Source organism: Pseudomonas sp. HUK17, assembly GCF_001566765.1.
The window spans coordinates 154,824-173,428 of the sequence record NZ_LSMW01000005.1 but is presented as its reverse complement, the minus strand read 5'-3'; the positions used below and the strand labels follow the sequence as shown (position 1 = coordinate 173,428).

Annotated in this window: 18 protein-coding genes; 10 read left to right on the top strand and 8 right to left on the bottom strand. The window is 64.5% G+C overall.

Translation table 11 applies throughout. The features are described from left to right. Nucleotide 1 precedes the first annotated feature (1 nt). Nucleotides 2-1,585 carry a DNA recombination protein RmuC gene (rmuC, locus tag AX284_RS02890; RefSeq protein ID WP_068383479.1) on the top strand — a complete coding sequence of 528 codons (1,584 nt, stop codon included), beginning with the start codon at nt 2-4 and terminating at the stop codon, nt 1,583-1,585. A gap of 74 nt (nt 1,586-1,659) precedes the next feature. On the opposite strand, the gene AX284_RS02885 is transcribed toward rmuC, so the two are convergent. The 4 genes from AX284_RS02885 to AX284_RS12125 all read right to left on the bottom strand — a co-directional run bounded on the left by AX284_RS02885 (nt 1,660) and on the right by AX284_RS12125 (nt 6,303). Then, nucleotides 1,660-3,243, bottom strand: a complete 1,584-nt coding sequence (locus tag AX284_RS02885; protein WP_064307861.1) for a peptide chain release factor 3 — start codon at nt 3,241-3,243, stop codon at nt 1,660-1,662. Between the two features lie 92 nt (nt 3,244-3,335). After that, on the bottom strand, nt 3,336-4,511 hold the full coding sequence (locus AX284_RS02880; protein ID WP_017640812.1) for an acyltransferase family protein: 1,176 nt from the start codon (nt 4,509-4,511) through the stop codon (nt 3,336-3,338). 294 nt (nt 4,512-4,805) lie between these two features. Next, the gene (locus AX284_RS02875; RefSeq protein WP_068383478.1) at nt 4,806-5,852 is read right to left on the bottom strand and encodes a glycoside hydrolase family 5 protein; all 1,047 of its coding nucleotides are present in this window, start codon (nt 5,850-5,852) and stop codon (nt 4,806-4,808) included. Nucleotides 5,853-6,171: 319 nt separating this feature from the next. Beyond that, nucleotides 6,172-6,303, bottom strand: a complete 132-nt coding sequence (locus AX284_RS12125; RefSeq protein WP_017640810.1) for a hypothetical protein — start codon at nt 6,301-6,303, stop codon at nt 6,172-6,174. Between the two features lie 782 nt (nt 6,304-7,085). On the opposite strand from AX284_RS12125, the gene AX284_RS02870 reads away from it, so the two are divergent. The 4 genes from AX284_RS02870 to AX284_RS02855 are packed head-to-tail and all read left to right on the top strand — an operon-like array spanning nt 7,086 to nt 10,537. Then, nucleotides 7,086-7,796, top strand: a complete 711-nt coding sequence (locus AX284_RS02870; RefSeq protein WP_017640809.1) for an ABC transporter permease — start codon at nt 7,086-7,088, stop codon at nt 7,794-7,796. 9 nt (nt 7,797-7,805) lie between these two features. Beyond that, entirely contained in the window at nt 7,806-8,708 is a 903-nt protein-coding gene (locus tag AX284_RS02865; RefSeq protein ID WP_068383477.1) for a glycine betaine ABC transporter substrate-binding protein, read from the top strand. Between the two features lie 4 nt (nt 8,709-8,712). Continuing rightward, complete coding sequence (locus AX284_RS02860; protein WP_068383475.1) at nt 8,713-9,372, top strand: ABC transporter permease; 660 nt, start codon at nt 8,713-8,715, stop codon at nt 9,370-9,372. A 10-nt stretch (nt 9,373-9,382) separates the two neighbouring features. Continuing rightward, the gene (locus AX284_RS02855; protein ID WP_068383473.1) at nt 9,383-10,537 is read left to right on the top strand and encodes an ABC transporter ATP-binding protein; all 1,155 of its coding nucleotides are present in this window, start codon (nt 9,383-9,385) and stop codon (nt 10,535-10,537) included. Between the two features lie 163 nt (nt 10,538-10,700). Here the strand turns inward: AX284_RS02855 and AX284_RS02850 are convergent, their stop codons facing one another. Both AX284_RS02850 and AX284_RS02845 read right to left on the bottom strand, forming a co-directional pair. Then, a complete protein-coding gene (locus AX284_RS02850; protein WP_371099786.1) occupies nt 10,701-11,174 on the bottom strand; it encodes a L,D-transpeptidase family protein in 474 nt (157 codons plus the stop codon). Between the two features lie 130 nt (nt 11,175-11,304). Beyond that, complete coding sequence (locus AX284_RS02845; protein ID WP_064307865.1) at nt 11,305-11,859, bottom strand: NUDIX hydrolase; 555 nt, start codon at nt 11,857-11,859, stop codon at nt 11,305-11,307. Between the two features lie 127 nt (nt 11,860-11,986). Between AX284_RS02845 and AX284_RS02840 the strand changes: the two genes are divergently transcribed. The 3 genes from AX284_RS02840 (at nt 11,987) to purT (ending at nt 14,240) form a co-directional block, all read left to right on the top strand. Then, on the top strand, nt 11,987-12,574 hold the full coding sequence (locus tag AX284_RS02840; RefSeq protein ID WP_068383471.1) for a CoA pyrophosphatase: 588 nt from the start codon (nt 11,987-11,989) through the stop codon (nt 12,572-12,574). A 265-nt stretch (nt 12,575-12,839) separates the two neighbouring features. Continuing rightward, nucleotides 12,840-13,037, top strand: a complete 198-nt coding sequence (locus tag AX284_RS02835) for a DUF1289 domain-containing protein (protein ID WP_068383470.1) — start codon at nt 12,840-12,842, stop codon at nt 13,035-13,037. Nucleotides 13,038-13,058: 21 nt separating this feature from the next. Then, nucleotides 13,059-14,240, top strand: coding sequence for a formate-dependent phosphoribosylglycinamide formyltransferase (purT, locus tag AX284_RS02830; protein ID WP_068383469.1), 1,182 nt, complete (start codon nt 13,059-13,061; stop codon nt 14,238-14,240). 58 nt (nt 14,241-14,298) lie between these two features. On the opposite strand, the gene AX284_RS02825 is transcribed toward purT, so the two are convergent. Continuing rightward, on the bottom strand, nt 14,299-15,603 hold the full coding sequence (locus tag AX284_RS02825; protein ID WP_064307867.1) for an MFS transporter: 1,305 nt from the start codon (nt 15,601-15,603) through the stop codon (nt 14,299-14,301). 188 nt (nt 15,604-15,791) lie between these two features. Next, nucleotides 15,792-16,592, bottom strand: a complete 801-nt coding sequence (locus AX284_RS02820) for a cytochrome C assembly family protein (RefSeq protein WP_017640798.1) — start codon at nt 16,590-16,592, stop codon at nt 15,792-15,794. A gap of 157 nt (nt 16,593-16,749) precedes the next feature. Between AX284_RS02820 and AX284_RS12230 the strand changes: the two genes are divergently transcribed. Both AX284_RS12230 and ffh read left to right on the top strand, forming a co-directional pair. Next, entirely contained in the window at nt 16,750-16,836 is an 87-nt protein-coding gene (locus tag AX284_RS12230) for a hypothetical protein (protein ID WP_108582491.1), read from the top strand. Between the two features lie 177 nt (nt 16,837-17,013). Beyond that, the gene (gene ffh / locus AX284_RS02815; RefSeq protein WP_007160953.1) at nt 17,014-18,393 is read left to right on the top strand and encodes a signal recognition particle protein; all 1,380 of its coding nucleotides are present in this window, start codon (nt 17,014-17,016) and stop codon (nt 18,391-18,393) included. Nucleotides 18,394-18,605: the final 212 nt, after the last annotated feature.

Here is an 18,605-nt window from a genome sequence, read left to right as displayed (position 1 = left end):
CATGACTTCCCTGCCTTTCGTTTCCCTTGTGCTTCCCCTGTTGCTGCTGGCCGGCTGGGCGGGTTCGGCCGTCTGGCTGACCGGGCGCCAGCGCTATCTGCAACAGCAACTCGACAGCGCCGCCGAGCGCTACGACATGCTGCGCGACGACCTGCAGCGGGCCGAGCTGGCCAATGGTCGCCAGGTGGTGGAGCTGGGCGCCGAGCGCGAACGCACCGCCGCCCTGCAGCGCCAACTGGAGGCCAATCGCGAGCTGGAAGCCGAGTTGCGCCAGCAGACCCGCCAGGCCCAGTTGCAGGCCGCCGAACAACACGCCCTGGCCGAGGCCGCCCGCGCCCAGCTGCAAGGTAGCCAGGAGCAGCTCGCCGAACTGCGCGAACGCCAGCACCGCGAGCAACAGCTGCACGCCGAGGTACAGGAGCGCCATGCGCGCCTGGCCGAAGAGCATGCGACGCTCAGGACCACCCTGGAGCAGAAGGAAGAGCACTTCCAGGCGCAGCAGCTGCTGCTGCGCGAGAGTCGCGAGCAACTCAAGCTGGAATTCGAGCAACTGGCCGGGCGCATCTTCGATGCCAAGGGCCAGGCCTTCGCCCAGCACAGCCAGCAATCGCTGGATGCGCTGTTGCGGCCGTTCCGCGAGCAGATCGAAGGCTTTCGCGCCAAGGTCGAGGACATCCACCACAAGGATGTCCAGCAGCAGGCGGCCCTCGGCCAGCAACTGCTCGACCTCAAGGAGCTCAACCGGCAGATCACCCAGGAAGCCCACGACCTGGCCACCGCCCTGCGCGGCCAGAAGAAGGCCCAGGGCAACTGGGGTGAACTGATCCTGGAAAATGTGCTGGAGCGTTCCGGCCTGCGCGAGGGTCGCGACTTCGTCCGCGAACGCAGCTTCACCACCGAGACCGGGCGGCGGCGGCCGGATGTGCTGGTCCATCTGCCGCAGAAGAAGCACCTGGTGGTGGACGCCAAGGTGTCGCTCAATGCCTATACCCGCTACGTCAACAGTGAGGACGAAGGCGAGCGTCGCCTGGCCCTGGGCGAGCACGTGCGCGCCGTGGGCGACCGCATCCGCGAGCTGGCCGATCGCGAGTACTTCAGCCTGCCGGGGCTGAATTCGCCGGAGATGGTCTTTCTCTTCATTCCCATCGAATCGGCCTTCGTCGAAGCGCTCAAGGCCGACGAGAGCCTGTTCCAGCGCGCCATCGAGCAGAACGTGCTGGTGGCCACGCCGACCACCCTGCTGACCAGCCTCAACATCGTCCGCCAGCTCTGGCGCTTCGAGGACCAGAATCGCCATACCGCCGAGCTGGCCGAGCGCGCGGGCAAGGTCTACGACAAGCTGCGTACCTTTCTCGGCAGCATGGACGGCATCGGTAAGAGTCTGGACAAGGCCGGCGAAGCCTATCGCAAGGCCTGCGGTCAACTGGTGGGCGGCCCGGGCAACCTGGTCAAGCAGGTGGCCGACTTCAAGGAACTGGGCGTGGCGGTACGCACCGAACTGGACGGTCAGTGGACCGAGCGGGCGGAGCTGGAGCTGACGATGGTCGAGCTGGAAGCCGCCGCCGAATCTTCCGAACAGGGCTGAGCTGGCGCTACGGGTTCAGGGGGAGGGCAGGTACGCCTGACCGGTATCAGGCGCACCGGTCAGGACGATAGCGCCTAGTGGTGCTCGCGGGTGGCGCGGAATTTGATCTCCGGCCAGCGCTCTTCCATCAGCGCCAGGTTGACCCGGGTTGGCGCCAGGTAGGTGAGGTGACCGCCGCCATCCACCGCCAGGTTCTCGAAGGCCTTGTTCTTGAAGTCTTCGAGCTTCTTCTTGTCATCGCACTCGATCCAGCGCGCCGACCAGACGTTGATGGCCTCGTAGGCGCACTCCACCTTGTATTCTTCCTTCAGCCGGCTGGCGACCACGTCGAACTGCAGCACGCCCACCGCGCCGAGCACGATGTCGTTGTTGCGCTCGGGGAAGAACACCTGGGTGGCGCCTTCCTCGGCCAGTTCCTGCAGACCCTGGCGCAGCTGCTTGGATTTCAGCGGGTCCTTGAGCCGCACGCGGCGGAACAGTTCCGGGGCGAAGTGCGGGATACCGGTGAAGCCCAGCAGCTCACCTTCGGTGAAGGTGTCGCCGATCTGGATGGTGCCGTGGTTGTGCAGACCGATGATGTCGCCGGCGAAGGCCTCGTCCAGGTGCTCACGCTCACTGGAGAAGAAGGTCAGGGCGTCGGCGATCTTCAGGTCCTTCTTAATGCGCACGTGGCGCAGCTTCATGCCCTTCTCGTACTTGCCCGAGCAGATGCGCATGAAGGCGATGCGGTCGCGGTGCTTGGGGTCCATGTTCGCCTGGATCTTGAACACGAAGCCGGAGAACTTCTCTTCCACCGGCTCCACCACCCGCTCGTGGGCGGCGCGCGACAGCGGGCGCGGGGCCCAGTCCACCACGGCGTCGAGCACCTGGTCGACACCGAAGTTGCCCAGGGCGGTACCAAAGAACACCGGGGTCATCTCGCCACGCAGGAAGGCCTCGCCATCGAATTCGTGGCAGGCGCCCTGTACCAGTTCCAGTTCCTCGACGAAGCGGTCGTAGAGATCGCCCAGGTGCGCGCGGGCTTCATCGGAGTCCAGCTTGTCGATGGTCTTGGTGGCGATGCGCTCGTGGCCATGGCCGGGGGTGTAGACGTAGATGCGGTCGTCCGAGAGGTGATAGACGCCCTTGAAGTCGCGGTAGCTGCCGATCGGCCAGGTGATGGGCGCGGCCTTGATCTTGAGCACCGCCTCGATCTCGTCGAGCAGTTCGATGGGGTCGCGGATGTCGCGGTCGAGCTTGTTGATGAAGCTGACGATGGGGGTGTCGCGCAGGCGGCAGACGTCCATCAGGGCGATGGTGCGAGGTTCGACGCCCTTGCCGCCGTCGAGCACCATCAGCGCCGAATCCACCGCGGTCAGGGTGCGGTAGGTGTCTTCGGAGAAGTCTTCGTGGCCGGGGGTGTCGAGCAGGTTGATCATGTGCTCGCGGTAGGGGAATTGCATCACCGAGGTGGTGATGGAGATGCCGCGCTGCTTTTCCATCTCCATCCAGTCGGAGGTCGCATGGCGATCGGATTTGCGCGACTTCACCGTACCCGCGACGGCGATGGCCTGACCCATCAGCAGCAGCTTTTCGGTGATGGTGGTCTTGCCCGCGTCGGGGTGGGAAATGATGGCGAAGGTACGGCGCTTGGCGACTTCGGCGGCCTGGGTGGTCATGGATGAACCTGGGCGGGAAGAAAAAAGAGGGGGCGGAGTATAGCAGAGCGCAGCCTCACCGACTTGGGGCGGTGGGGCTGCCAGGGCTCCGCTCAGCGCTGCGGCTGGATGGTGCCGTCGCAGCAGGGTGGGGTGCGTTTGCGGCGGACCAGGCGCTTGCCCAGGGCCATGCCCGGGATCTCGATGTATCTGTGGGTCAGGCAGGCGAAGGCGAAGACCACTCCCAGTTCCAGCAGTACCACCAGGTTGTCCAGCACGGGGCTGCCGGTGGCGATGTAGCGGATCATGAAGGGCACCGGCACATCATGGGAGGGCGCCACCACCGTGAGATCATGGTGCAGCAGCTTGCCCAGCACGATGAAGGCGCTCTTGAACACGAAGATCACCGCGGCGTGGCAGAGGTAGATCGAATAGGACAGTACGCCCAGGCGGACGAAGAACCCCTGATGCAGCACGCTGGAGACCAGGCCGCGCTCGAAGGCGAAGGTGAGGATGGTGACGCAGAACACCAGGGTCGCCAGCACGCCCTTCTTGGGCACCGGCAGATCCGAGGTCATCACCGCGACACCCGCGATCAGGCACGCCAGCTCCAGCAGGGTGCCACCGAATTGCCCCTGATTGTGCTGCTTGATCCAGACATAGAGGCGATAGGTGCAGGCGCCGGCGAAAAAGCACGAAAGGCCACGGAAGATCTCGGTCTTCAGCGGCAGGATGGGAAACAGCAGCTGCACGAAGGCCAGCAGGGCGATCGCCAGGAACCACTGGCGCTGATGACCCTGGCCCTTGAGTACCAGCAAGCCGAATACCAGATAGAGGTAGTACTCGATGCTGATGCTCCAGGAGGGGTAGTTGAAGGAGCCGGTGATGGCCTCGCCCAGCCAGGATTGCAGCAGCAGCAGATTGGGCAGGAATTGTTCGGGCGCGGTGGCGCCGCTGAAGGCCGGATCGTTGAAGCCGATCCCCAGTTTTTCCGCCAACAGGCGACCGCTCTCCAGCAGCACATAGAGGCCCAGCATGGCCAGGTGCAGCGGTAGGATCCGCGCCGAGCGACTGATGGCGAAGTCGCGATAGTCGTCCAGGGTGCGCAGCCGATTTTCGTAGGTGTGCATCAGCACGAAGCCGCTCAGCACAAAGAAGAATTCGACGAACAGGTAGGCATTGGCTATCAGCGGATTTTCCGAGGCAGCCTGAGCGACATAGGTGTGGAAGAGGACAACGGCGACGGCCAATAGACCGCGAAAGCTATCCAGAGCGACGAATCTTTCCATGGGAATTCCCTGACGGTGCAGCAGGACGAGGCAAGCGGAGGCAGCGCAGCCGCTAGGGGGAAAGAGAAGGGAGCGGAGAGGTGAACGGTGGCATGGCATCCTAGCTCTTGTGGTCGTGCAAGCGTTTTAATAGTCGAACTATTACTTGCTGTAACAATTTGATCGCATAAAGCCAGCAAGTTCTTGCCTGGCCGTCCATGGCCCTGGCTTTTGTGACGGCAATCACCTGTTTTCAGGCAAATCGCTGACGGGTGGCAGTGGGCGCCGTTCGGCTTCGGCCGTGGCGCCCTTGTCTCAGCGAGGACCCAGGTCGGTGCAGTCGGCCGGCTTCACGTACTTCTGCAGCACGGTCCATTGCGGTCGGGGTTTGCCCTTGACCGGCTCGATCGCCAGCGGATAGTCGCCCCAATTGGGCCCGGCCGCCCAGTACATGGCCGGAATACATTCCTTGCGCAGCCGTGCCAACAGCCGGTCCATGGCGGCCAGCCAGCGGGGATCGTTGTCCGGCACGCCGAATTCGCCGATATGGCCACGCTTGCCGTGCTGCTTGAGCCAGGCGATGAAGGGCTCGACCCGGCGGATGCCGACGTCCGGGTCGAAGTCGGTCATGTCCTTCTTGAGGTATTTGCCGCCACCGTCGTTGTCGAAATAGACGTGCGCCGAATAGATCAGGTTGTCGGCCGGGTCCTTGAGGCCGAGCAGCTTGGCGTTGTAGCGCGGCCAGAGATAGCTGCTGGACCAGCCATTACCCTCGATCAGGATCGGGCGCGCCCGGTCCACGTCGCGTACCGCATCGATGCCGTGCTGCGCCGCGATCGGCCATTGCTCAACCGCATCGTGGGGCTCGTTCATGATGTCGTAGGCGGCGAGGGCGGGGTGCTCGTGCCAGCGCTGGGCGATCCGCCGCAGGACATCGGCATAGGCCGGGTAGGGCACTGCCGCGCTGCCGATGATCTGCCCGCGGTATCTCATGTAATTGTGCAGATCCAGGATCACGTGCATGCGATAGCGCTTGGCGTTGTCCAGGGTCTTATCGATCAGCTTGGCATAGGCAGGATCCAGCGGCTGCCCCAGGCGGGGCTGCAGGCGTTCCCAGATGACCGGGAAGCGGATCACGCGGATGCCTTTGGCCGCCCAGCGTCGGTAGTGACCGGCGTCGGGAAAGAAGTAGTTGGTGCCGGGCTTGCCCGGCAATACATGAGGAGCGAAGCCGGCACCGGAGAAGTTCAGTCCGACCAGATCGGTGGGGAAGTCACGCGTATCGGCACGGGTGGCCGGCACGATGGTCAGGCAGAGGAGAGTGAGCAGGGTCGTGAGAGCGGTTTTCAGGCGTAGCGTCATCGGCAAGGTCCCGGACAGTGACGGAAGACGGTAGGAGCACGGGTCGCGGTGACCCGATTCGCCATGAGGCCCGAAGAGACGTCAGGAAGTTGCGCTGTATTGCTCAGAAGGTGCGCCAGGCGACGTTAATGCCAGGCGAAAGCCGCAGAAATGCGAGCTAGGTAGGGCTGGAGGTTAGCCTGTGCCAGGACGACGCGGGGTCTAGATCCGGGAGGGACGATCAGCCGAACGGAGGGAAAGGGCATTGGAGCGAGCAATGAACTGCCTGTGACTGCTTTCCATCTTTCCATGGCGCAGGCAGATCATTCGAAAGCGGTCTTTAGCGACGCAGGCAGATTCCAGCCCACTGCTCGGCTTCGCGGCGGGCTGAGGCCTCGTCATCGAAGTCGGCGATCAGGCCACCGTGCGCATACACCACCACCCAGTTTTCCACCTTGGGTTGCAGCAGCATTACGGGGGTAGAGGATAGAACAGCGGAGTCCAACGATGCACAAGCCGTCATGTCATTCATAACGTTCCCTTTGAAGTTAGCTCGGTGAATAGTCTGTTTTTATAGCGGTTCCAGAAACGGCGCTTGGTGCTATCACTGGGCCACCTATTGACCGTGTTATGGCTGAATGATCCCTCAAAGCGTCAGCCACTCGTCGGCATGATAAAGAGGTGCCAAAACATCGGCATCGCACTGGCTCACACAAAGATGTTTCAGTTATGACCGTACGTCAGCTGAGCTGTGTCACGCTCCACGAAACCGAGCCGGTCTGCCATCGCATCTGTGACAGATGTCGCGTCGAGTCTGCAGAGCAGCTAACAGTAAAGGTATTAAATTTATCGTCACATATTCGCCGACTGCTCTAGCACGCGATTCTCGCTTTTCTTCGGGTATCCGAGCCTCTCGCCTGGGCCTTTCACCCTGTCAAGGTGTGTCGCTTTCCGCGATTGGGTTGGCATTGAGCGAGTCTATTGGGTTAGCCTGAAAAGGAGCTGACGAACTATCGACTGCGATGGACGTCAATCTCTTCGGTCGAGGCAAAGCGCCATGTCGCTACGAGAGAGCGACACCCAAGGGCTAGGCAGATCCCGAGATCCGCACCGCCCCGTTGGTCCAGCCGGCATACCCGCCATGCCCTGCTGTGTCTCGACCCTGAACCCGGACAGCCGTCCTGCGCCTCGCCCCTGTCGCGAGGTCCGCACTCGGAAGGCATGCGGCCTGTCCGCCCGTTGAAGGAGCCTGACATGGCGAAGTTCAAGACCCTCCTGCTCGGCTCGGCCGTGGGAGTGGTGATCCTGGCACTGCTGGTGCACTGGATCGGTAGGGATACCCTCAGTACCTATCGCGCGGATCTGCTGTTCTATCTCCAGGCCCACCTCTACCTGGTGGCCGTCTCCATGGTCCTGGCGCTGCTGGTGGGCATTCCCGCCGGGGTATTGCTCAGCAGGCCGCGGTTCGCCCGCAGTGCCGAGCGCTTCATGCAGGTGTTCAACATCGGCAATACCGTGCCGCCGCTTGCGGTGCTGGCCATCGCCCTGGGCGTCGTCGGCATCGGTGACGGGCCGGCGATCCTGGCGCTGTTTCTCGCTTCGCTGCTGCCCATCGTGCGCAACACCTACGAGGGGCTGAAGAACGTGCCGGGCTCGCTCAAGGAAGCGGCCACCGGTATCGGCATGACCCCCACCCAGGTGCTGACCAAGGTAGAGTTGCCCAATGCCGTGCCCATCATCGTCGGTGGGGTGCGGGTGGCCCTGGCGATCAACGTCGGCACCACTCCGCTGGTGTTTCTCATCGGCGCCAACAGCCTGGGCAGTCTGATCTTTCCTGCCATCGCCCTGGAGAACCAGTCACAGCTGCTGCTGGGCGCGGCCGCCACAGCGCTCTTGGCGCTGCTGCTGGATGGCCTGGTGCTGCTCGCCAGTCGCCTCTGGCTGGAACGCGGCCTGGCCCGCTAAGGAGACGAGATGAAGAAGTTGCTTATCGCCCTGGGCGCCGCCTGGTTCGGACTGGCGCTGGCCAGTGGTGCCCAGGCCGAGCCCATCCGCATCGGTGCCAAGGTCTTTACCGAGCAGGCCATTCTCGCCGAGCTCACCGGGCAGTACCTGTCCAGGCACGGCTACCAGCCGGAGATCGTCGGCGGCCTGGGCAGCACCATCGCCTGGAACGGCGTGAAGAACGCCCAGCTCGACCTCACCTGGGAATACACCGGTACCTCGCTGGTGGCCTACAACCATGTCACCGAGCGGCTGGACAAGGACGCCTCCTACCAGCGGGTCAAGGAACTGGACGCCAAGGCCGGGCTGGCCTGGCTGGCGCCCACCCGCTTCAACAACACCTATGCCCTGGCGCTGCCGGAAAAGGTCGCCCAGCAGCATCCCGAGCTGAACAGCATCAGCGACCTGGCCCGGCTGCTCAAGGCCGAGGCCGGCAAGCGCCACCTGACCGCGCTGGACATCGAATTCGCCAACCGTTCCGACGGCCTCGCCGGCCTGGTCAAGGCCTATGGCCTGAACTACACCCGTGACGACATCCGCCAGATGGATCCGGGACTGGTCTATACCGCGCTGCGCAACGGCCAGGTGTTCACCGGACTGGTCTACACCACCGACGGCCGCCTGGATGCCTTCAAGCTCAAGGTGCTGGAAGACGACAAAGGCTATTTCCCCGACTACACCGCCGCGCCGGTGGTGAACGCCGGGTACCTGGCCAAACACCCGGATCTCGCCGCGTTGCTGAGGCCCCTGGCGGAAAGCCTGGATCAGGCCACCATGCGCCAGCTCAACGCCAAGGTGGACATCGAGCGGCAGACGCCGGCCCAGGTGGCCCGCGACTTTCTCGCCCAGTACCCCCTAAGCGGAGGGCAATGACCCCATGGATTTCGTCACCTCCTTCAATCACATCGACTGGCTGCAGGTCCTCGACTTGACCCGCCAGCACATCACCCTGGTGGGCATCGCCGTGACCCTGGCGATTCTGGTGGGCGTGCCCCTGGGCATCCTCATGACCCGCTACCCCGCGCTGGCCGGACCACTGCAGGCGGTGGCCACGGTGGTCATGACGCTGCCTTCGATCGCCCTGTTCGGCCTCCTGCTGCCCTTCTACTCCAAGTTCGGCCAGGGCCTCGGTCCGCTGCCGGCCATCACCGCGGTGTTCCTCTATTCGCTGCTGCCGATCCTGAGAAACACCTACCTGGCGCTGACCAGCGTCGAGCCCGGCATCCGCGAGGCGGGCGCCGGCATCGGCATGACCTTCTGGCAGCGCCTGCGCATGGTCGAACTGCCCATCGCCTTGCCGGTGATCCTCGCCGGAGTACGCACCGCCGTGGTCATGAACATCGGTGTCATGACCATCGCCGCCACCATCGGCGCCGGCGGCCTGGGCGTGCTCATCCTCACCGCCATCAGCCGCAGTGACATGGCCACCCTCATCGTCGGCGCCGTGCTGGTCAGCCTGCTGGCCATCGTCGCCGACCTCGTCCTGCAGTGGCTGCAACGCCGCCTCACCCCGCGCGGCCTGCGCAGCGCCCTTTAAGGAGCCCCAGATGATCGAACTCGACCGCCTGACCAAGACCTTCAAGCAGCACGGCAAGGACGTGACCGCGGTGGATGCCGTGAGCCTCACCGTGGAGGAGGGCCAGATCTGCGTCTTCCTCGGCCCCTCCGGCTGCGGCAAGACCACCACCCTGAAGATGATCAACCGCCTCATCGAGCCCACCTCGGGTCGGGTGCTGATCAACGGCGAGGACACCACCGGCATCGACGAGGTGACCCTCAGACGCCATATCGGCTATGTGATCCAGCAGATCGGTCTGTTTCCCAACATGACCATCGAGGAAAACATCACCGTGGTACCCAAGCTGCTGGGCTGGGACAAGAAGAGGTGCCGCGAGCGCGCCACCGAGCTGATGAGCATGGTGCAGCTGGAGCCCAAGCAGTACCTGTCGCGCTATCCACGCGAACTGTCCGGTGGCCAGCAGCAGCGCATCGGGGTGATCCGTGCCCTGGCGGCCGAGGCGCCGCTGTTGCTGATGGACGAACCCTTCGGCGCGGTGGACCCGATCAACCGCGACGCCATCCAGAACGAGTTCTTCCAGATGCAGCGCGCGCTGAACAAGACGGTGATCATGGTCAGCCATGACATCGACGAGGCCATCCGCCTGGGCGACAAGATCGCCGTGTTCCGCGGTGGGCGCCTGGTGCAGTTCGATCATCCGGACACCCTGCTGGCCCATCCCAAGGATGAGTTCGTCAGCAACTTCGTCGGCCAGGATAGCACCCTCAAGCGCCTGCTGCTGATTCGCGCCGAGGACGCCGCCGACAACGCGCCCGCGATCCAGGCCGAGACGCTGATCGGCGATGCCGTGGAATTGATGGAAGAGCACGATCGCCGCCATGTGGTGGTGACGGATACCGCCAACAAGGGCCTGGGCTACGTGCGTCGGCGTGACCTGCGCGGGCAGAGCGGCCCGGTGGCGCCCTTCATCACCCCGTTCAAGGCCACCGCGGCCTTCGACGAGCACCTGCGCATCCTCTTGTCGCGCATGTACCAGTTCAACACGTCCTGGCTGCCGGTGCTCAGCGCCGACAACGACTTCCTTGGCGAGGTCACCCAGGAATCCATCGCCGACTACCTCAGCAGCGGTCGTTCGCGGGGCAAGACCACCATCGTCTCGCCCGCGGAGCAGGTGGCGGGGTAGGGCACGGGAAGCCTCTCGGCGCAGAGGCTGTTCAAAGGCTCGCGAGCTAGAGCCAAACAAGGCGAAAAGGCCTGAGGAAGCGGAGTTTACGAATTGTAAATGAGCATTCCAAAGGCCTTTTCAACGCAGTCTGGCCGACGCGCAGCAGCCTTTGGATAGGCTCTCAGGGGCGGATCTCGATCATAGTGCCGTCCTTGACCAGCCCCCAGACCTCGCGCATGTCGTGGTTGGTCATGGCGATGCAGCCCTCGGTCCAGTTCAGCGAGTTGAAGTACCACTCCGGGTACTCCTCGTCGATGGGGGTGCCGTGCAGCATGATCATGCTGCCGGGACGCACGCCGGCCTGGCTGGCGCGCGCCAGGTCCTCACGATTGGGATAGGAAATGTGCATGGCCAGGTTGAATTTGTCGCTGGTCTTGCGCCAGTCGATCCAATAGAAGCCTTCCGGGGTGCGCTTGTCGCCCTCGCGCAGCTTGGGGCCGCGGGGATTCTTGCCCAGCGAGATGCGGTAGGACTTCATCACGGTGTCGCCGCTGAGCAGTTGCAGCTGATTGCGCGACTTGATGACCAGCACCTTGTCGATCAGCGGCGCGGCCGGCTGGCGGATCACCGTGACGCTGGTACTGGCCTGGGCCAGCTGGGGAAGCAACGAACCGCACAGCACATAGCAGAGCGCCAACAACAGGTGCAACGGACGCATGTCGAGAAGATCCTCGGAAGAGCTCAGAGCCTGTTCAAGGTCTCGCGAGCAGACGTTGAACAGGCCCTTAGGCAGGCTTGGGTGCGACCACCATGGGCGCCATGCCCTCATGGCGCAGTGAAAACTCGCCGCGGCGGCGGTCAGCGAAAAAGCATTCTAGTGTTCGCTTGATGGTCGGAAAAGCCAGAGACGACCAGGGGATGTCGGCTTCGTCCAGAAGGCGCACGTCCAGGCTTTCCTCGCCGACGCCAAAGCGTCCGTCGACCAGCTCGCCGCGGAACAGCATGTAGATCTGGTCGATGTGCGGCAGATCGAAGAGCGTATAGAGCTCCAGGTCCTGCACCTGCGCGCCGGCTTCCTCGAAGGTCTCGCGGGCGGCGGCCTCGGTGGTGGTCTCGCCGTTTTCCATGAAGCCTGCCGGCAGCGTCCAGTAGCCCTTGCGCGGCTCGATGGCGCGCTGGCAGAGCAGCACCCGGCCTTCCCAGGTTGCCAGACAGCCGGCCACCACCCGTGGGTTCTGGTAATGCACCGCGCCGCACTGGCTGCAGACCAGGCGCATGCGGTTGTCGCCCGCGGGAATGCGTTCTTCCAGCAGGCCGCCACAGTGGTTGCAATGCTTCATGATTCATCCTCGTTTTGCTGCAGTGTGCCGGGGCGATCGCGGGCCTCGCAAGCGATGGCTGGGCTTGGGATTGCCCGGCGGGCGTGCCATGATCCAGGGGATACGATGAGCAAGGGAGAATTCCGGCGTGGATGAGTTGCTCCAGCGCCTGCGTCACTATCGGCCGCGCACCCTGAGCGGCACCGAGAGCCATCAGGAAGCGGCGGTGCTGGTGCCCATCATTCGTGGCGAGCATCCCGAGTTGCTGCTCACCCTGAGGGCCAGCAACCTGTCCACCCATGGCGGCGAGGTGGCCCTGCCGGGCGGCCGGCGCGATCCCGAGGACGTCGATCTGATCGCCACCGCCCTGCGCGAGGCCGAGGAAGAGGTCGGGCTGCCGCCAGGCCTGGTGGAGGTGATCGCGCCCCTGAGTCCGCTGGTGTCACGCTACGGCCTGGCGGTGACGCCCATCGTCGCCCTGATTCCCGATCAGCTCGAATACGTCCCCAGCGAAGCCGAGATCGCCGCGATCTTTACCGTGCCCCTGCAGTTCTTCTGCGAGGTGCCGCCGGATTACACCCTCAGGGTCGACCACGACGGCCTGCGTTGGCAGGTGCCCAGCTATCAGTATGGCGAGCACCGCATCTGGGGGCTGACGGCAGTGATCATCGTCGAGCTGGTCAACCTGCTGTACGACGCCGGTATCGTGCTCAAGGCACCGCCTAGGCGGGATTGAGCGGTAGGCTCTGTACGAAAAGTCGCCGAGCGAAGGTCAGGCGAGGAGAAAAGCGCTGAGGAAGCGGACCGGGCTCGCGAACGAGTTTACGAGTGGTAGATGAGCATTGCGACGGGGCCGCCCAGGCCGGGCTGGCGATCCAGGCGTTTTTCAACGAAGCATCACCGAGCGCAGGCCTTTTCGTGCAGAGCCTAGCGACAAGGTAAAGGCACATGCCAAGTCGGACGTTAACGGGCACAATGCGCGGCCATTCGAGGGAAGCCGCATGACCACCGCCAATTCACCCGTGCGTTCGCCCTGCGTCCATGTCTGTGCCCTGGACGAACAGGACATCTGCATCGGTTGCCAACGCAGCGCCGCCGAGATCACCCGCTGGATGTCCATGAGCGACAGCGAGCGCCGCGAGGTGCTGGTGCGCTGCGACGAGCGGGCGCGGGCGGGCGGTGCGGCCTTCCTGACCTGATATCAGCCGGAGAGATCTGTCATGCCCCGTATCGGTACCCCCCTGTCCCCCAGCGCCACCCGCGTGCTGCTCTGCGGCTCCGGCGAACTGGGCAAGGAAGTCGTCATCGAGCTGCAACGTCTGGGCGTCGAGGTCATCGCCGTGGATCGCTACGCCGATGCCCCGGCCATGCAGGTCGCCCACCGCAGCCACGTCATCGACATGCTCGACGGCGCCGCCCTGCGCGCGGTGATCGAGCGCGAGCAGCCGCACTTCATCGTGCCGGAAATCGAAGCCATTGCCACCGCCACCCTGGTGGAGCTGGAAGGCGAGGGTTACACCGTGGTGCCCACTGCCCGCGCGGCCCAGCTGACCATGAATCGCGAAGGCATCCGTCGCCTCGCCGCCGAGGAGCTGGGCCTGCCCACCTCGCCCTATCACTTCGCCGATACCTACGAAGACTACGCCGCCGCCGCCGAGGCGCTGGGCTATCCCTGCGTGGTCAAGCCGATCATGAGTTCCTCAGGCAAGGGCCAGAGCCTGCTGCGCAGCGCCGATGAGCTGCAGGCCGCCTGGCAGTACGCCCAGGAAGGCGGTCGCGCCGGCAAGGGCCGGGTGATCGTCGAGGGCTTCGTCGACTTCGACTACGAGATCACCCTGCTGACCGTGCGCCATGTCGGCGGCACCGCCTTCTGCGCACCGGTCGGGCATCGTCAGGTCAAGGGCGACTACCACGAGTCCTGGCAGCCCCAGGCCATGAGCGACAAGGCCCTGGCCGAATCCGAGCGGGTCGCTCGCGCCGTCACCGAGGCCCTGGGCGGTCGCGGTCTGTTCGGCGTGGAGCTGTTCGTCAAGGGCGACCAGGTCTGGTTCAGCGAAGTCTCGCCACGTCCCCATGACACCGGTCTGGTGACCCTGATCTCCCAGGACCTGTCCGAATTCGCCCTGCACGCCCGCGCTATCCTCGGTCTGCCGATCCCTACCATCCGCCAGTTCGGCCCCTCGGCCTCGGCGGTGATCCTGGTGGACGGCGAGTCGCGCCAGACCGCCTTCGGCAACCTCGGCGCGGCGCTGGCCGAACCCGACACCGCGCTGCGCCTGTTCGGCAAGCCGGAGGTCAAGGGGCAGCGGCGCATGGGCGTGGCCCTGGCTCGCGACGAAAGCATCGAGACGGCGCGCGCCAAGGCCGTGCGTGCTTCCCAGGCGGTGAAGGTCGAGCTGTAACGCCGTCTCGCACCAAGAAAAAGGGCCCTGCGGGGCCCTTTTTCATGCGCTGAAGAATCTACAGTGACTGATCGCGGGTCTCGCGCATGCAGAGCACCGCCACCAGGCTGATGGCCGCCGCCGCCGAGACGTAGCCGCCCACCCAGCTCAGGCCGCCGGCTTCCACCAGTTGCTGCGCGGCATAGGGCGCCAGGGAGGCGCCAAGGATGCCGCCCAGGTTGTAGGCCGCCGAGGCGCCGGTGTAGCGCACCTGGGTCGGGAAGATTTCCGGCAGCAGGGCACCCATGGGGCCGAAGGTCATGCCCATGAGAAACAACTCCAGCGCCAGGAACAGGCCGACCGCCTGGCTGGAGCCATGGGTCAGCAGCGGCTCCATGGCGAAGCCCGACAGCAGGGCGGCGATGGCGCTCACCGCCAGCACTGGCTTGCGGCCGAAGCGATCCGCCAGCCAGGCCGACAGCGGCGTGGCCAGGGCCATGAACAGCACCGCGATGCACAGCAGGCCGAGGAATTCCTGCCGGCTGTAACCAAGATTCTTCACCCCGTAGCTCAGCGAGAACACCGTGGAGATGTAGAAGAGGGCGTAGCACACCACCATGCTCAGGGCGCCCAGCAGCACCGCCTTGCCGTGCTTGCCGAAGGTTTCGACCATGGGTAGGCGCAGTTTCTCGCGGCGGGCCATGGCCTCGGCGAACACCGGTGTCTCGTGCAGCGACAGCCGCACATAGAGGCCGACCACCACCAGCAGCGCGCTGAGCAGGAAGGGAATGCGCCAGCCCCAGGCGCGGAATTGCTCGTCGTCCAGCAGCAGCGCCAGAGCCAGGAACAGGCCGTTGGCCATGAGGAAGCCGATGGAGGGGCCGAGCTGGGGGAACATGCCGAACCAGGCGCGCTTGCCGGGCGGGGCGTTCTCGGTGGCCAGCAGCGCCGCACCACCCCATTCGCCACCCAGTCCCAGGCCCTGGCCGAATCTCAGCAGACACAGCAGGATGGGCGCCCAGACGCCGATGCTGGCGTAGCCGGGCAGGAGGCCGATCAGGGTGGTGGAGATACCCATCAGCAGCAGCGAGGCCACCAGGGTGGACTTGCGGCCGATGCGGTCGCCGAAGTGGCCGAACAGCAGCGAACCCAGGGGGCGCGCCAGGAAGGCGATGCCAAAGGTGATGAAGGCGCTGAGGGTCTGGGCCATGCCCGAGCCCTGGGGAAAGAACACCGGGCCGATCACCAGGGCCGCGGCCGTGGCATAGACATAGAAATCGTAGAACTCGATGGCGGTGCCGATGAAGCTGGCGGTGGCCACGCGGGTGGGGGAATTGCGCGGCACGGAAGTGGGCGCGTCGAAGGCGGCAGCGGTTGTGGACATGCAGAGATACCGGGCAGTCGTTCTTGTAGGAGGCGTCTGCCGGAGCGGCCTGATGGGGCAGCGGCTGTCCGAGGATGAGGACGGGCGTGACGACCTGTTATGACGTGCCGGGCGCGACCTGGCTGTTGGCCGGGTCGCGCCGAACGTGGTTCGGTCGCCTGATTATGCGGGTAGTGGAATGACGACTGTCAACGATGCAGGATGAATTCCCGCACCAGCTTGCTCCCGAAGTAGGCCAGCATCAGCAGGATGAAGCCCAGCAGGGTCCAGCGGATCGCCCGGTGGCCGCGCCAGCCCAGCCGATTGCGCCCCCACAGCAGGATGCCGAACACCACCCAGGCGATGCAGGAGAGCACCGTCTTGTGCACCAGGTGCTGGGCGAACATGTCCTCGACAAAGAACCAGCCGGAGATCAGCGACAGCGACAGCACCACCCAGCCGGCCCAGAGAAAGCCGAACAGCAGGCTTTCCATGGTCTGCAGCGGGGGAAAGCTGCGGATCAGGCCAGATGGATGCTTGTTCTTGAGCTGGCGATCCTGGATCAGCAGCAGCAGCGACTGCAGCACCGCCAGGGTGAAGAGGCCGTAGGCGATGATCGACAGCAGCACGTGCACGACGATCTTGGGCGAGACGTCCAGCGGGGTCACGGTGCCGGGCGGTACGAATTCGGCCAGCAGCGCGGTGATGGCGCCGAGGGGATAGATCAGCACCAGCAAGGGTTGCAGCGGCATGCGCAGGCAGCCGATCAGCATCAGGGCGATGGCGGTCGCCGAGATCAGACTGGAGGCGTCGAAGAAGTCCAGGCTGAGGGTCGGTTCGAGGATCAGCTGCAGATAGACGGCCAGGGCGTGGGGCAGCAGGGCCAGGATGCCGGCGCCTAGGACCAGGGGCTTGCTCGACGGCTGTTTACGCAGCAGGCAACTGCCCTGGTAGAGGGTCGCGAGCAGATAGAGGGCAGCGGCCAGGAGGGTGGGCAGCAGGGCGTGCATGGTCCGGTTTCAGCAGAGCGGAAAGCAGGCGAGTGTGGCACAGACAGGGCGGTACAGAAAGTCCGAGCCACGCCCTGATGCTGGCTGGTTGAATCGGGCGAACCCTGGCCGCTGTCGGGTGGTCCCATGAAGTACATATCTAGAAGAGGTCGCGACCATGCTTAAATTTCTCGGCGGTACCATGGGCATCATCTTTCTGATCGGCCTCGTGGTGGTGATCGGCATCTTCTCGCTGATTTTCTGATCCCGTCCCCTCGGGCACCGGCCCTGATGCCGGTGCCTGTCCTTGCTTCCTCAGCTGCTCGCCAAAGCGGGCGCCGCTGACGGATTCACGTGGTAACCGGCCCCAGCGGCTATCCCTGGTCAGGCGCTCTTTCGTTATACTTGTCGGTCAGCCGCCGTTTCTGCCCTGGATGTCCGCATGTTCGAGAATCTCACAGACCGCCTGTCCCAAAGCCTGCGCCACATTACCGGCAAGGCCAAGCTCACCGAAGACAACATCAAGGACACCCTGCGCGAGGTGCGCATGGCGCTGCTCGAGGCGGACGTCGCCCTGCCGGTGGTCAAGGAATTCGTCAACCGGGTCAAGGAGCGGGCGGTCGGCACCGAGGTGTCCAAGAGCCTGACCCCGGGCCAGGCCTTCGTGAAGATCGTGCGCGCCGAACTCGAAGCCATCATGGGCGCGGCCAACGAAGACCTGGCGCTCAACGTGGCGCCGCCGGCGGTCATCCTCATGGCCGGCTTGCAGGGCGCGGGCAAGACCACCACTGCGGGCAAGCTGGCGCGCTTCCTCAAGGAGCGCAAGAAGAAGACCGTCATGGTCGTATCCGCCGACGTCTATCGTCCGGCTGCCATCAAGCAGCTGGAAACACTGGCCGGGGAGGTGGGGGTCACCTTCTTCCCCTCCGACATCAGCCAGAAGCCGGTAGAGATCGCCCAGGCCGCCATTCGCGAAGCCAAGCTCAAATTCATCGATGTGGTGATCGTCGACACCGCCGGTCGTTTGCACATCGACAGCGAGATGATGGCGGAGATCCAGCAGGTCCACGCCGCCACCAAGCCTGCCGAGACCCTGTTCGTGGTCGACGCCATGACCGGTCAGGACGCCGCCAACACCGCCAAGGCCTTCAACGACGCCCTGCCGCTGACCGGCGTGATCCTGACCAAGGTCGACGGTGATGCCCGGGGCGGTGCCGCCCTGTCGGTCCGCCACATCACCGGCAAGCCGATCAAGTTCATCGGCATGGGCGAGAAGAGCGAAGCCCTCGATCCCTTCCACCCGGACCGTGTCGCTTCGCGCATCCTCGGCATGGGCGACGTCCTCTCGCTGATCGAGCAGGCCGAACAGACCCTGGATCGCGAAAAGGCCGACAAGCTGGCCAAGAAGCTCAAGAAGGGCAAGGGCTTCGATCTCGAGGACTTCCGCGATCAGCTGCGCCAAATGAAGAACATGGGCGGCCTGGGTTCGCTGATGGACAAGCTGCCGACCATGATGGGTGGCATGAACATCCAGCAGATGGGCAACGCCCAGGGCGCGGCGGAAAAGCACTTCAAGCAGATGGAAGCCATCATCGACTCCATGACCCCGGCCGAGCGCCGCGATCCGGAACTGATCAGCGGCTCGCGCAAGAAGCGCATCGCCCTGGGCTCCGGTACCCAGGTGCAGGACGTCGGCCGCCTCATCAAGCAGCACAAGCAGATGCAGAAGATGATGAAGAAGGTCACCGCCAAGGGCGGCATGGCCAAGATGATGCGCGGCATGGGCAGCATGTTCCCTGGCGGCGGCATGCCCAAGATGTGATTTTCCGGTGCCGCCCGTCGCCAGATGGCCGGCATTGGAAAGGGCTCTGCGTGGGGCGTCGGCACCAGTGCTGATGCACCTTCGCGAGCGACGAGGCTCCGCTGCTGGAGTCTCCAGGCTGCCGCAATGCCGAGGGCACCGTTTAAAGCCATTGGCAAACCGGGTGACAGCCCTTAGAATATGCGGCCTTTCGGGCCATGTGGCCCAGTGTG